The sequence below is a fragment of the Paenibacillus sp. fava2 genome (assembly GCF_058313675.1).
Genome location: NZ_CM177755.1, coordinates 1144972 through 1159733, shown reverse-complemented (window position 1 = coordinate 1159733; position 14762 = coordinate 1144972). Strand labels below are relative to the sequence as shown.

The window sequence follows — 14762 nt, the reverse complement described above, 5'->3', positions numbered from 1 at the left end:
AATCTGTACGGATTGCCACATGGCTCCTCCCATTACTTTAATGTTCACTTTCGAGTGAGTGAATTTGGTGCCTATGCGGGGCAGAATGGTATACTTTAGTACCATATCTCCGGGCAATCGTTTCCGGCATATGGAAGATAAGCCTACGACAACCGGCATCTCATCCTCTGAACCCCCAAAATTCCGTACATAATATGTCAGTTAAAGAGAATTCGGACGCACGCAAACAGGACCGCCTTTAAGAAAGAGGGCCCTGTTTTCTGTAATATACTTACATTTGCACAAAACATTCTTAAATTTGCACAAAAAAACACGGACAATCCTGTCCGTGCTCTGCCGCCTGTATAAGCTTTATAAAGTGCTGTTAATCATAGGACATTTCAAATTTCGTCAGTCCGACTGCATTGGCATACAGCGCCGCCTGAGTGCGGTCGGCTACCTGCAGCTTCGCCAGAATCTGGCTTACATGCTTCTTGACGGTGAATTCGCTGATGAACAGGCGCGAAGCAATATCCTTGTTGCACGCTCCCTGGCCGAGCTCAATCAGAACTTCCTTCTCCTTGGGTGTCAATTCGTCGGTAGGACTGCTGCCGCTCATCCGCATCTTGTCTTCCATCAGGCCCGGATCATAATACTTCCGTCCCTTGTAGACCAGCTGGATCGCGAACAGCAGCTCCTCCGGCAGAGCCTCCTTCAGCACGTATCCGTCAACCAGCACCTCTTCCGCCTTGAGAAAATCCTCCCGGCTTGCCGACGAGGTAAGCAGAATGAATTTGCTGGTGAGGCCGCGCGTCCGGGCAGCCTTGATTACATCAAGGCCTGACTCGTCTGCCAGCCGCAAATCAATCAGTACAAGATCAGGCTGAGTCTCTTCTATAACCTGAAGAGCTTCCTGGCCATTCGTTGCTTCGCCTGCAAAATGCAGATTGGGCTGCATGGAGATAACCGCAGCCAATCCTCTTCTTACCAACGGGTGATCATCAACAATGACGATATTCACTTGAATGACCTCCTGCCTAAAGTTTATGCATTCTTTAATTCAGCCACGCCGACAGGTATCGAAATCAAAATCCTGGTTCCTGCATTCTCGCTGCTGGAGATGTGGAATTCTCCGCCCAGCGACTGAGTCAGATATTGCATATTCTTCATGCCAAGCCCGCCGGTGGTATCCTCAGATGTAGTCCACAGAAGATCCGTATCAAAACCGATACCATCATCTGTAATGGACAGTCTGATCCATTTGGGCTTCAGAGACAGCTCGACATCCACCCGGCTGGCCGCGCCATGACGTATGGCGTTACCTGTCGCTTCGGAAATAATCCGGAAGAGCGCCTTGTGGTAAGGATAAGGGAGGCTGAAATCATCCCCCGTTATTTTGAGTTCAATTTCAACATCGTTGAGCCTGGACAGGCTCTTCAGATGCGATCTGACCATCCCCAGCCAGGTTGGCCCGCCGCTCTTCTTGGAGCTGAGGCTATAGATTGTTATCCGCAGCTCTTTGGCAACCCTGGTTGCCGAATCATGAATCAGGTCAATCTGCTCTTCAAGCTCAGAGTCAGACATCTTGCGCCAGGTCTGCTTCAGTGAATGGGTTGCGTATACGATACCGAACAGGCTCTGCGATACGCTGTCATGCATTTCATCCGCAATCCGGTTCTGCTCATTCGTGATGATCAGCCGGTTTTCAATGACACCCAGCTCATGCCGTTCCAGAATAATGGCACTCAGCTCCGACAGGAACATCAGCTGCTGAATATACCATCTGCGCCCTTCAAGTCCCTCTGAGGATTCCAGCTTCACGCCGATCATACCGACAAACCGGGTGCTCATTCTCACCGGCATCAGCAAAAAATCGCCAAGGCCCGGCATACTTTTGAACACCGGCTCACGCTGCAGCCTCCACTCGTGCTCATGCTTTTCCAGCTCTGTGAACAGAAAACGTTCTTCTTCATGCTGCCAGCCGGTCTGCCGGCTCTGCGGAGCGGGCTCACCGCTCTTTTTGGCAAACCAGAATAAGGCCTTATCCAGTTTGGTCAGCTTCACCACGTAATCCGTTATGACCTGGCCGATGTTCATGAAGTCATGCTGGCTGGAGGTTTCGACGATGTGATAGAGCGATTTGATATGCTCCATGGTTTCGTTGGTCCGCGCGTTCGCTTCTTCCCGCTGCCGCTTGATCCTGTTAACCATCTGCATAACTATAACCGCAAGAACCAGGGCTAGAAACAGGTTGCCGTTCTGAAGTACTGCTTCTGATAAAGATTTGCCCGCAGCGTTCACAAACATATAACAAAATCCGGTTACGACAGCAATGTAGCCGAGCAGCAAACTCCACCCGAAGTACACGGACAGCGACCCTGCTGCAATCAGAACAGGATTAAGTACATACAGCTTAAACACACTGTCAAACCCGCCGGTCAGTAAAGTCAGTGCAATAACACCGGCCATCTCTATGCTGACTGCCAGCATAAGAATCCGCGGTCTGGTCCGGAGCCTCCGGTAAATCATTACGAATACTTGGGCGATTAAGAAAAGCGAGATAATTAATAGGGATTTATAAATAACGGAAGGCCCCGTATGGTCCAGGAGGTACATCAGAGATGTGAGGGACAAAGAAAAGTATCTGTAAAATGCTATCATTCTGTCTTCCGCGGTTGTTTTGATTTTCATCCCACCACCCTATTCTCCACCTTTTTTGGAAAATGCGAGCTCATCAAAGCTTTGTTTAAAAGCATCATACATGAGAAAAATCACAATAACAAGTTTCTCTATTTATTGACAACGTTTTCTTTTCAAAAAAATAACATTATGGCCTAATTTTTTTTCATGATTTTATTATATTTTTATTCCTCCTCCTTATACCTGGTACTGGTAATCTTAGGGATCCGGAATCAAGGGCATTTTTGCCTTTGATTTCGCTCGTTCCGGCGCGGGAGCCGGAATCAAGGGCATTTTTGCCTTTGATTTCGCTCATTCCGCCGCGTGGGCCGGAATCAAGGGCATTTTTGCCCTTTATTTTGCTCATTCCGGCGCGGGGGCCGGATTCAAGGGCATTTTTGCCCTTGATTTCCTTCATTCCTCCACGTGAGCCGGATTCAAGGGCATTTTTGCCCTTGATTTTGTTCTTTCCGGCGCGTGGGCCGGAATCAAGGGCATTTTTGCCCTTGATTTCGCTCGTTCCGGCGCGGGGGCCGGAATCAAGGGCATTTTTGCCCTTGATTTTGCCCGTTCCGGCGCGTGAGCCGGAATCAAGGGCATTTTTGCCCTTGATTTCCCTCTTTCCTCCACGTGAGCCGGATTCAAGGGCATTTTTGCCCTTGATTTCGCTTAACCGGCCGTATTCCGCCTAACAGAAGGGGCTGCGGCACGCAAAACAGCCTGTCCGCAAAGCGGACAGGCTGTTTACAGAAGCATTATTGGTTACGGGCATTCAGGGCGGCTCGGCTTGACAGGACTCCGGGTCTAAGACGGCTGCGGCTGTTTATTATTACAAATACAAATCTGATAGCGCTGCTCCCCAACGATATGATAGCCGGTGGAAAGGACTCGGATAGTATGATTATTACGCACATCAACCTTATGGAGACTACGGCAAGCAATGCAATAAAACTCTCTCATGGTTTCATCTCCGGAAAACGCATAGTCAAAAAGCACTAAAAAAGGGCTAATATTATCTAAAATAATAGCATCCCGTTTTTATGAGTGTCAACATAAATCCGCATAATCCGACAAAATTCTGCTATTGAACATTGCTGCGGCAGAGCTGCGGAGAGAGCCCCATATATTTCTTGAACAGCCTTGAAAAATAAAACGGGTCACTGTAATGCAGCATGCCGGAAATTTCCTTGACCTGCAGCGATGTATTAAGCAGCAGATGCTTTGCTTCCGCCATTTTCATCCGGTGTATATATTCATGCAGCGGATAGCCGCTGCTGCTGCGGACCAGCCGACGCAGGGTGGACATGGAGATATGGTGCTTCGCAGCAATCCCCGGCAGATTTGGCTGCTCATAAATGCAGGCTTCCAGATCGCCGCGTATTTCCGTCAGTGTCCCCTGCCGGCGGAACCGCGGATGATCAGGGAACAGGCAGGCGCATTCCAGCAGCGTGGACTCCAGCCGCAGAGCTGCCCGGTCGGCATCGGCCGGAACGCCCCCGTCCATCAGACTCAAAACCTCCTCAAAGAAAGGGACCAGCTCCTCCGGACTGCCGGCCTGAAAGACACTTCCGCCTGCTATGAGTCCCGCTTCCAGCCACTCATCCGCCCGGCTTCCGATAAAGTTGATGTAATATTCATCCCAGCTCCCGCCGGGGGGCGGACCAAAGCTGTACCTGCAGCCCGGCCGGAAGAAGAACAGGCTTCCTGCGCGTACCTGCTGCGCCGCCCCCCCGCTCTCGGATATACTGCCGGAGCCCGCGGCAATATAGACCAGCGCCCAATGCCCGAACACTACCCCGCTGCGGAAAAGCGTTCTTCCCGGCAGATGTCCGGCCTGCCCGATCCGGATGCCTGTCAGCCGGAGCATGGAAGCATCCAGCTTGGGGTCAATGATTCTGACAGGATACGGGCTGATCATATAATCCATGATCTTGGGCATCCCCTCTATTCCTCCCTTAATTGCCGAATGGTATCGTTAATGCAGGTGAACATATTCTACAGGAACAAGAGGTGTTTAAGCTATGCCTGAAATCTGTAATCTGCAGCTTTTGCCCGTTCCGCAGACCCTTACAATGTCTGAAGGGCTATTCCGCATTCCGCTAAAAAGCCGCATTATTCTCCCTGCAGCAGAAAACCGGGACATCCTGCCCGCTGCCCGCAGGCTTCAAGAGGCAATCGGCCGAATTCTTCAGCTTAGCCTGCCCCTGTCGGTCGGCAACCGCTCATCTGTCCGGCCCGCTGCCAGCTTCTGCTGCAATCCCCTGCTCCCTGCGCAGAGTTACGAGATCACAATAGCAGCAGACGGCATTACCGTAACGTACAGCACACCGGAGGGCGCTTACTACGCCGTTGCAACACTTCAGCAGATTCTGGAGCAGTGCGGCAGGGAAGTACCCTGCCTGTTCATCCGTGATCAGCCGGACTTTGCCGCCCGCGGCCTGATGCTTGATATCAGCCGGAACAAAATCCCCAAGCTGGAAACCCTGTATAAGATTATTGATCTGATGGCTGACCTTAAACTCAATCAGCTGCAGTTATATATAGAAGGTTCTCCCTTCGCCTACGAATCCTTTCCGCAGGTCTGGGAGCTGGAGACACCTGTTACCGGTGACGAAATTCTGCTGCTGGATGCCTACTGCCGCGAGCGGTATATTGAGCTTGTACCGAACCAGAACAGCTTCGGCCATATGGAACACTGGCTGACCCGCCCGGAATTCAATCATCTGGCAGAAATTCCGGAAGGCTTCATGCTGCCTGATAATATGTACGACCACGACTTGTATCCGGACGGCCTGTTCATGCAGCCGGGAACCTTCGACACAGGAAACCCCGGAGTCCTGGAGCTGCTTGAAACAATGTACGATGATCTCCTGCCCTACTTCACTTCAGCCCAGTTCAATGTCGGCTGCGATGAAACCTATGAACTGGGACTTGGCAAAAGCAAAGCACCGGCCAATTCAGCGGGCAAAGGCCGGCTATACCTGTCCTTCCTGCTTGAAATTCATAAGCTTGTCACTGCCCGGGGTAAAAAAATGCAGTTCTGGGGCGATATCATTATCCAGCATCCCGAGCTGATTCCGCAGCTGCCTAAGGATATCATTGCCATGGAATGGGGCTACAGTGCGGAGCATCCGTTCGAAGCCGATACCCTGAATTTCCGCGAGGCGCAGATTCCGTTCTATGTCTGCCCGGGAACAAGCTCCTGGAATTCCGTAACCGGCCGCACGGACAATATGCTGGCCAATCTGCGCAGTGCAGCTGTTCATGGCAAGGAAAACGGGGCAATCGGCTATCTCATTACCGACTGGGGCGATTTCGGCCATTGGCAGCATCTGCCGGTCAGCTATGCCGGATACGTATACGGGGCCGCGCTGGCCTGGAATGTCCGGAACAACCTGGAGGCCGATGTGGCCGGATACCTGAACCGCTCCGTTTTCCGGGACCGCTCGGCTAAGACCGGACAACTGCTGCTTGACCTTGGAAATTACTACAAGCTGGAGTCCGGCGCCCTGAGGCCCAATGATTCCGAGCTGTCGATGCTGCTGCGCAGCCGGCTGGATAACATGGGCATCGCCCGGAAGCTCAGCCCGGTCCAGCTTGACCAGCTTGAGGCTTATATCCTTGGCATTGAGAACCGCCTGGAGGAGCTGTCTCCCGGCTGCAGTGATGCCGGGCTTGTCTTGCAGGAGCTGGCGAACGGCATCCATTTCCTGAAGCATGCCGTGCAGCTGGCCCGGATCAAGCTGCAGCTGGACGGAGAGCCGGGTGCCCTTGATCCGGCGTTTATCCACAGCCTGATCAAGGATCTTGACCTGCTGCTTCATGATTACCGCAGGCTATGGATCCGTCGCAACCGCCCCGGCGGACTGGAGCAGAGTGTGAGCCGGCTGCTGCGTCTTAGAGGTGAATATGACGCCCTGCTGCATACCCTTCCGGAGCGTCCGGCAGCACCGTCTGAATAAAAGTAAAACGCATTAAGGCCCGGCTTCTTCTGCCGGGTCTTTCCTTCTCTCAAGAAACAACTGCCGCGCTTCCTCATACTGGTTCACCAGCATTTCACGCTCCCTGCGTTCATGCGTCTCCCGGTCCCCGGCCTCCCGCAGGCTTTCTTCATCCTGGGTTATCGTCCAGATGTCGGAGAACAGGTAATCCCTGATTTCAACCACAGCACCGGCAAGCCTGCCCTCCTGCCAGACCAGGCCGCCGGAAGTGCGGATTACGGTACGTCCGTCAGGTGTGGCTGCCCTCTGCCCGAGGCGGATCTGCATCAGCATTTGCCCGAATGTGTACCATTCCATCAGCTTCATTCCCCCTCTCAAGTTCTAATTGAAAAAGACGTTATTGCAGCATACAATCAGATTAACCTACAGCTAAAGATTTACGTACAAACCTTATAGTGACAGGGGACAAGCCTATGGATTGGCTTAACGATTATGAGCAGGAGCTCCGGACGGTATTTGAGGAATGCAAAGCGATCATTTCCGGATTCCCCGAGCCGCTTGACTCCCGCGGGCTGGCCTATCTTGAACAGTTCGATGTCTTTGAGGCCCGCAGCAAAAAGAACTATATCTGCTATCTCCTCCCGTTCTGGCTCCGCAGTGAATGCGGACTCGGGGCAAGAGAGGCGCATATCATGTCCTCAGGCAATGTTCTTCTGATGCTCTACTTCTTCCTGCAGGATGATCTGATGGACAACCGCCGCAGCTCTGCAGCAGAACTGCTGCCGCTTGCGAATCTGCTGTATGCGGAGTTTCTGGATCTTTACCGCCCGCTCTTCCCTGCAGAATCCTCCTTCTGGACGCATTTCAAACGTTATCTCTTCGAGTGGTCAGACAGCGTCAGCGGAGAAATCGGCGGGGATTATTACTTTAACGACCGGAGCCGGATTGCCGGCAAAGCAGCGCCATTAAAGCTGTCTGCCATAGCCGCCCTGCTGCTCGCCGGCGTGGACTCCTCTATTTCCGCTGCAGAACAAGCATTGCAGGAAGTGCTGATCACCCTGCAGATGCTCGACGATTATGAGGACTGGGAAGAGGATCTGGCTGAAGCCAGCTATAACTGCCTGCTGTCCCTGGTCCGCCACCGGCTGCACCCGCAGGCTGACAGAGCTGTTCTTACTCCGGACGAAGTAAGGGCATTTATCTATACGTCCGGCGGACTAATGGAGTATGCGGCAGCGGCAGCAGCCAACCATGAACGGCTGATCTCGGGCGCTTTCCGCATTCCCGGACTCACCGCATTCCATCAGATGCTGGCGGACAACCTCCGGCAGATTGCCGCAGCGATTGAAGCGGAAAAGATGCTGCTGCAGCAAGGCGGCTTACAGTACTGGCTTTCCAGGCATATGAAAGAAGATCTGCGTTCTATTCATTCAGATAACAACCAAAAATAGTCATAGATTCAAATAAAATGCTATGGTATGCTTACGGGGTAATATTACCATTTCGGGGAAGGGTGATTATTGTGTCAGAGGCGATTTTTAAGAATCAAGTGATTCAGAAAGCATGGGAAGATCCAGGTTTCAAAGCGAAGCTGCTTGCCGATCCGAAGGAAGCTCTCAGAGAAGCACTAGGTATCAATCTGCCTGATCATATTACACTCAAAACGGTCGAGGAAGGCTCCAATGAGTTCTATCTGGTTATTCCTCCAAATCCGTCCTCCGGTGTTATGAAAACGGATGTCACCACCCTCGGTTCCTGGTAAGCATACATCACGCCTCTGACTTCACAGGGAGCCTGAACCTTCCGGAGGCTTTGCCAATGGCAAAGTCGTAACGGATTCGGTTCCGGCTCCTTTTTGGCTTTCGAAGCGGATTTCGCCCGCCATCGCTTCAATGATCCGGAAGGTCACCATCAGCCCCAGGCCAGTCCCCTTGGTTTTATTGGAGAAATACGGTTCACCGAGCCGGCTCAGCACTTCAGGGTCCATCCCCTCACCGTCATCCTGAATATGAATATACACATAATCACCGACACCGTAAGCGATCATCTGTATGCTGCCTTCATCTCCAAGCGATTCAATGCTGTTCTTGATAATGTTGATAAAAGCCTGCTTGAACTTCGAGGAGTTGCCTTTGACCCACAAGCCCTCACCGGCCTGCATGAGCATTTTACCCCCGTTCAGATGGCACAGCGGCAGCATAATGCTCTCGATATGCTTGAACTCCTCCCTGACATTCAGAATGGAAATCTGCTCGAATTCCGGTTTGGCAAAGGTCAGAAAATCCGTAATGATATTAGCTGCACGGTCCAGCTCACTAAGTGCCATGGATAAATACTGTTCCTCGCTGCCGCTTGCCTTCTCACTGAGAAGCTGCAGAAATCCTCTTGTCACCTGCAGCGGATTACGTACCTCATGAGCTACTGAGGCAGCAAGCTCACTGATGATTTCCATTTTTTCGGAACGCTGCAGCTCGTTATTGAACAGCTCCAGCTCCCTTGAATATTTGACCACCTGCCGGTGGTTCAGAGCCAGCCTGCGGCCCAGAATGATAATCAGTGAAAGAATGAACACGACCAGCGCCCATTTCCAGTAGAACAGATCGTAGTCACCGTTGTTGATATAATACCAGACCAGCTCGGCTACCCCGGTTAAGGCTGCTGTACCGAAGCCTATGGCAAATGTAATCGCGTCCTTGTTCTTTTTTAGTGAAAAGAAGATTACACAGGCAATGAGCAGGACAAACTGGGCGATCATAATAAAACCGATTACCGTAGTAGAGACAAAATAATAGAACTCCACAAAGCGGTTGTCTGTCAGTGTATTAATGATCAGGCACAGAATGCAGAATGCGGAGTAGGCCGTCTGAAAAATGCGAAACCGCCGGATGATGGCGAAGCGGCCGCTGCCGAATATTTTCTCAAACAAATACGTAAGCGCCGGGAGCAGTGACAGCAGCCCCAGATCCAGAAAGATGATACTTAACGCTCCGTATTGACTGTAAAACGTATAAATAAAGGGCGAATAGGTAATCGCCAGTATACCCGTGGCCGCAATGACAATGGATAAAGACACGGCAATCGAAAAGTGCTCCCTGTCCAGAAAGAAACCGCACATAAACAGGACCAGCGCCACAAAAATAAAAGACCCGCCGAGAATGACATCAATGAGCCCGTTTTTGACAAAATTGCGGATCAGCTCGCTGTGCTCGCCTATCACGATTGAATCCTTGATTCCGATCCGGTCCTGGAGCGTCGAAGTCCATATATACATGGTTTTACCGTTATCCTCGCCCGTTAGCGGTACAAGCAGGGAATAGTTATCCTTGATGTAGCTGCGGTCCCCCTCCAGCACAAGCCGGTCCTCTACAAATACCTTGATATGCAAGGCATAGAGCTTTTCGATGTAAACGGCAGGCGATACATAGTGAAAGGCCGGAAGCTCGATGCGGGTCCACGCGGAGGATAGCCCGTCCGGAAGATCGCCTGCAGGATTAGCCGTTCCGCTGTCGAACCAGGCCCCCTGATCCCCGTCCGGGACTCCAAGGCCTGTGTCGCCCGGGCTCTTGCCCCACTGCATCTGCCATTCTGTTATTTTATTTACAGCATAATGCCCTTCCCCGGAGGCCGACAATGACACGAACATCATCATCAGCAGCAGCATCGCTGTTATATGTACACTTTTACCGATCAAGCGCATGCAAGCACCCCAAGAGAACGTATTGGTATAAATGCGGGACAGATCACAGCTAGTATTTCGCCCAGCAATGCCCTTATCCCTTTAAAATACCCATTTTTTATCAAATCTTTTCTATCTGCTGTAATCCGCTGGTAATTTTACGACAACCTCGGTTCCCTGGCCTTTTTTACTATAGAATTGAATGGTGCCGTTCATCGCTTCGACGATCCGGAAGGTGACCATCAGCCCCAGGCCTGTTCCCTTGGTTTTGTTGGAATAATACGGCTCTCCCAGGCGGGACAGCTCGCTGAGCTTCATGCCCTCCCCGTTATCCTTCACACTGATGATAATATGCTGGCCCGATTTCCAGGCTGACACCGTAATCAGTCCCTCTTCGTGCAGCGATTCCACACTGTTCTTGATCAGGTTGATGAAAGCCTGCTTAAACTTGGCGGGACTGCCCAGCACGTAAAGCCCTTCCTGCAGCTTCAGTTCAATGGTACCGCCCTGCAGATTAGCCAGCGGCACCAGGATTCCGGCAACATGCCGCAGCTCCCCGGACAGCTCGAATACATCCACTTCCTCCAGTCCGGGCTTGGCAAAGGTGAGGAAGTCTGTAATGATCAGAGAGGCACGGTCCAGCTCCTGCACCGCCATATCGAGATATTCCTTCTCTTTACGGCCGGAACGTTCACCCAGAATTTGCAGGAACCCGCGCGTCACCTGCAGCGGATTGCGCACCTCATGTGCTACAGAGGCAGCGAGCTCGCTGATGATCTCCATTTTTTCCGAGCGCTGTGCGGCATTGTTGAACTGCTCCAGTTCACGGGAATACGCAAGCGCCTGCTCGTAATTTCTGGCGAAGCCCCGGCCGAGAATGATGATCAGCGAGAGAATAAACGCCACCACGCCCCATTTCCACCAAAACAGATGGAACGGGTTTGTTGAGGTAAAGTACAAAACCAGCTCGCTCATCGAAATGACTGCGAAGATGGTGAAACCGGTGGAGAAAATAGCGGCATCCTTGTTGCCTCTGTAAGCATATACCACGGCCAGCCCAAGCAGATATACCAGCTGAACAATCATCAGCACCCCTAGCACATTCACCGTCATGATTACATACAGCTTGTCCAGCCGGAAGGACAGCAGGACATTCACCAGCAGAAACACAAAGCAAAAACATGAGTACCCCAGCTGTATGTTGCGGAAGCGGACAAGATGCCGGCCTTTGCCGGGTCCGAAAATCCGTTCGAAATATAAGGTAAAGGCCGGCAGCAGGATAAATAGTGCCGTATCAAAGCTGGCCTCGACCAGCCGCTTGCTGCTGCCCAGAACCAGAGACAGGAACGGGGAGTACGTAATAAACAGCACGCCGAATGCAAGAATCACCAGCACCAGGTAGTACCCGCCGGACAATGTCTGCACCCTTATAAAAAATAAACATACCAGCAGGACAGCAGCCATAAAAATGAGCGAGGTCCCCAGGATCACATCCACCAGGTCGTTTTTGACATAAAGGGACATGAGACCATTATGGTCTCCCGCCCTGATCTGCCCCCCTACCCCGAAGCCCCTGTCCCCTCCGCTGCTCCACAGATACAGCGGTCCGTCAGCCTGTCTTGCCGTTAACGGAATCAGCACTTTACTGCCGCTAAAATTAACGTTCTGCCTCGAATCGTAGATGAGCGTGTGATTGCTATACGCCTTAAGCGTTGTTCCGTATACTTTATCAATAAGCAGCGCTGAATCTGTCTGCATTGGCGGTATTTCAATGCGCAGCCAGGCTGCGTCAACATCTGCAGGAGGCAGCGGTCTGGCTGTATCCGCAGAACATTTCATCCAGTCCTCCTGCGGAGCAGCTGCCGCTTCAGCAACAGTCTCATCCCCGGATTGCGCCCATTTCAGCTCCCATTCCGGCAGGACAATATCCTGTTCACCGCTCCGCCCGATCGCAATCCCTGCAGTCACCAGAACGGTCAAGAGCAGAAGCATGAATATGGCGGCCACTCTCTTTGGTGATGACAGCTTCATTAGACACCTCAATAAATCATAAGTTGGATTTTAATAGTTCGTATGATTCTTACTTTCGACAACCTTCGCACTTTCCCTGCCTCTATCGGCAAAATTCAGCGAAAACCCTGTTTTTTATTATCGGCACGGTTAATCAATCTGAAGAATGAATATATTAAGAATGCCCTGCCAAGCCCGGGAGGCGCAGATTCGCAGCCGTTTAATCGGGTATAGAATTACTATAGATCAGGGTAAGGAGGTCCGGCTATGACTGACAAAAAGAAATCTGATGCCAGCGCGGAACGGGATGACGACGGGCTCATAACCGAGCGGGATATAGATGAGGATTTCGGCTTGTTTCAGGAAGGCTCTTATCCCGGTGCACTGCGGGATGAGGAGCAGGAAGCTGCCATTAATCATGCTGTCCCCAAAGAGGGACAGACTTAAATCTAAGGAGCTGAACGGCTATGGGTAATGAGTTCAACAAGACTGAAGCCGATTTTGCATATGAGCGCTATCAGAAAATGGGCGACGCCCCACCGGAACAGGATATTCCGCTTGAGGATCGTCGCCCTCTCGGCACTATTACAGAGCAGGGTGTAAGCGGTGTTACTCTGGATGTGGAGCGCCAGCCGCTGGAGTCGTCACTGGCCAGCCATGAGCCAGCTCATGAAAGACCAGTTGATTATGTTGACGGCATAGCGGATGATGGGGCTGATCCGGCGCTTGAGGGTGACTCCATCCTCGCCGCCGATATCGGTGTAAACGAGCCACAGCCGGCGCTTGGCCGCAGAGCCGACCGGGATAGCAGTATCTTTGCTTCCCCTGCCCCGCAGCGGGACGAGCTGCTGGAATCCGACTCGCTTTTCGCCGCCGGAGCAGCCGGTTTAACCGGCAGTGTTATTGATTATGCCGATGACGAGGAAAGCTATGAGGAGGAGCAGCCGCTGGAGGATGTTCCGGATGCCGATGAGCTGCAGCCAGGCACGGCGGTTGACCCGGCCGCCCCTCCGGTTGATGTTATGCCCGGAACCGATCTGCTGAATGGCTCTACAGGCGAAGAGGATTAGTCAAGGAGCTTTAGCTGAAGACGTTTAAGCAATAATGTGCAAAGGGCCAGAAGCAAATCCGGAAACGAGTTCCCGGTGCTTTTGGCCTTTTGTTATATTCTTTTTAGATATTGCCGCTTGCCTGCGCATCTGCTGCTTCACCGTGGGCACGCGCTTCACTAACCTTGTCCTCCAGGTTCCGCAGCTTGACCAGCAGCGCTGCTGCAAGCAGTATCATCCCGTTAATAACGAATACCCAGCGGATCGGGATGAACGCGCCCAGCAGCCCGCCGATGATCGGCCCGGCCATGGTAGCAAGCTGCGAGGCTGCCTGATTCAGGCCGAACGCGCGGCCGCGGAAGCCCGGTTCAATCGTCTGGACAATCATTGCATTGACTGAAGGAAGCACTCCCGCATAGAACAGGCCGTAGGCAAACCGCAGAATGGCAAACTCCACATATCCGGACACGAAATATTGCAGAATGTTGCCGATCCCGCCGCCGATCAGGCCGATGAACAAAATAAACCCGAAGCCCTTACGGCTGCCGATCCGCCCCCACTGCGGAGCCATTATTACCGTTGCTATGCCGACAGCAGAGAAAACAATCCCCGAGCTAAGCGATGCCGTGTTCCTCGAAATCCCCATATCCAGCAAATAAATCGGCAGCAGCGGCTCCAGAATCATAACGGAGAAGGTGCTGATTCCCACAAGTGACAGCAGCGTAATGAACGCTTTATTTTTGACTGCCTCCCGGATGTCATCGCTGACACGCGATCTCGCCGCGGAACGGTTAAAGTTCTCCTCCCTGGCAAAAAAGGTGGCGATCAGTGCTGACACGAGCACAATGGCCGCCGAGAACAGAAACGCATCACGGTTGCTCGAATAATAGCTCACCACCCCGCCGATCAGCGGGCCGATAATGCTGCCTGTCGCTCCCGCCGTGGACATAATGCTGAGCGCATAACCCGTCTTTTCCTCCGGTGTATTGGTTGCTACCATCGCAATTGCGGCTGGAACAAACCCGGCCAGCAGCCCCTGAAGCACACGCACAATCAGAAACACATACGGGTCATGAACAAAGAAATTAATCAGATAAAGTGCAGCCAGACTGAAGCCCGAGCGGATAAGCATCGGCTTGCGCCCGTATTTGTCAGCCAGAGACCCCCAGTAAGGTGAGATCAGCGCGCTCGCGAGAAAGGTAATCCCGAAGCTCACCCCTGACCAGATTTCCAAATGACTGGTAACTCCGAGCTGGTCACTAAGAAAAATGGAGAGGAACGGAATCGAAATCGAGTAGGCGGTGCTGCAGAAAAACACCCCTATCCAGAGCACGATCAGATTCCTTTTCCATGAAAATGCCAAGACAACCACCGTCCCTTCTGTTAAACCCTGAAGTATCTACCATTCTAGACCTCTTTTCCCGTGAT

The 14762-nt window shown here is 52.2% G+C and carries 13 protein-coding genes; 6 read left to right on the top strand and 7 right to left on the bottom strand.

From position 1 onward, the window contains the following. Positions 1-364: 364 nt before the first annotated feature. Together AC4G46_RS05060 and AC4G46_RS05055 are read right to left on the bottom strand one after the other, a co-directional pair. Entirely contained in the window at positions 365-1000 is a 636-nt protein-coding gene (locus AC4G46_RS05060; protein WP_491126966.1) for a response regulator, read from the bottom strand. A gap of 23 nt (positions 1001-1023) precedes the next feature. Then, the gene (locus AC4G46_RS05055) at positions 1024-2469 is read right to left on the bottom strand and encodes a sensor histidine kinase (protein WP_491126965.1); all 1446 of its coding nucleotides are present in this window, start codon (positions 2467-2469) and stop codon (positions 1024-1026) included. A gap of 434 nt (positions 2470-2903) precedes the next feature. Between AC4G46_RS05055 and AC4G46_RS05050 the strand changes: the two genes are divergently transcribed. Next, positions 2904-3350, top strand: a complete 447-nt coding sequence (locus AC4G46_RS05050; RefSeq protein ID WP_491126964.1) for a hypothetical protein — start codon at positions 2904-2906, stop codon at positions 3348-3350. Between the two features lie 389 nt (positions 3351-3739). Here AC4G46_RS05050 and AC4G46_RS05045 read toward each other — a convergent pair whose 3' ends face one another. Then, positions 3740-4597, bottom strand: a complete 858-nt coding sequence (locus AC4G46_RS05045) for a helix-turn-helix transcriptional regulator (RefSeq protein WP_491126963.1) — start codon at positions 4595-4597, stop codon at positions 3740-3742. An 82-nt stretch (positions 4598-4679) separates the two neighbouring features. Between AC4G46_RS05045 and AC4G46_RS05040 the strand changes: the two genes are divergently transcribed. After that, complete coding sequence (locus tag AC4G46_RS05040) at positions 4680-6620, top strand: beta-N-acetylhexosaminidase (RefSeq protein ID WP_491126962.1); 1941 nt, start codon at positions 4680-4682, stop codon at positions 6618-6620. Between the two features lie 12 nt (positions 6621-6632). On the opposite strand, the gene AC4G46_RS05035 is transcribed toward AC4G46_RS05040, so the two are convergent. Further along, on the bottom strand, positions 6633-6956 hold the full coding sequence (locus tag AC4G46_RS05035) for a hypothetical protein (RefSeq protein WP_491126961.1): 324 nt from the start codon (positions 6954-6956) through the stop codon (positions 6633-6635). Between the two features lie 116 nt (positions 6957-7072). On the opposite strand from AC4G46_RS05035, the gene AC4G46_RS05030 reads away from it, so the two are divergent. Both AC4G46_RS05030 and AC4G46_RS05025 read left to right on the top strand, forming a co-directional pair. Then, positions 7073-8050 (top strand): hypothetical protein, encoded by a 978-nt coding sequence (locus tag AC4G46_RS05030; protein ID WP_491126960.1) that lies wholly within the window; start codon positions 7073-7075, stop codon positions 8048-8050. Positions 8051-8118: 68 nt separating this feature from the next. Further along, positions 8119-8361, top strand: coding sequence for an NHLP leader peptide family RiPP precursor (locus tag AC4G46_RS05025; protein ID WP_221802318.1), 243 nt, complete (start codon positions 8119-8121; stop codon positions 8359-8361). A gap of 21 nt (positions 8362-8382) precedes the next feature. Here AC4G46_RS05025 and AC4G46_RS05020 read toward each other — a convergent pair whose 3' ends face one another. Continuing rightward, on the bottom strand, positions 8383-10296 hold the full coding sequence (locus tag AC4G46_RS05020; RefSeq protein ID WP_491126959.1) for an ATP-binding protein: 1914 nt from the start codon (positions 10294-10296) through the stop codon (positions 8383-8385). Positions 10297-10407: 111 nt separating this feature from the next. Then, positions 10408-12306 (bottom strand): ATP-binding protein, encoded by a 1899-nt coding sequence (locus AC4G46_RS05015; RefSeq protein WP_491126958.1) that lies wholly within the window; start codon positions 12304-12306, stop codon positions 10408-10410. A 246-nt stretch (positions 12307-12552) separates the two neighbouring features. Between AC4G46_RS05015 and AC4G46_RS05010 the strand changes: the two genes are divergently transcribed. Both AC4G46_RS05010 and AC4G46_RS05005 read left to right on the top strand, forming a co-directional pair. After that, complete coding sequence (locus AC4G46_RS05010; RefSeq protein WP_491126957.1) at positions 12553-12732, top strand: hypothetical protein; 180 nt, start codon at positions 12553-12555, stop codon at positions 12730-12732. Positions 12733-12752: 20 nt separating this feature from the next. Then, positions 12753-13355, top strand: a complete 603-nt coding sequence (locus tag AC4G46_RS05005; protein WP_491126956.1) for a hypothetical protein — start codon at positions 12753-12755, stop codon at positions 13353-13355. A 103-nt stretch (positions 13356-13458) separates the two neighbouring features. On the opposite strand, the gene AC4G46_RS05000 is transcribed toward AC4G46_RS05005, so the two are convergent. Beyond that, positions 13459-14697: an MFS transporter gene (locus AC4G46_RS05000; protein WP_491126955.1), complete on the bottom strand. Its 1239-nt coding sequence runs from the start codon at positions 14695-14697 to the stop codon at positions 13459-13461. Positions 14698-14762: the final 65 nt, after the last annotated feature.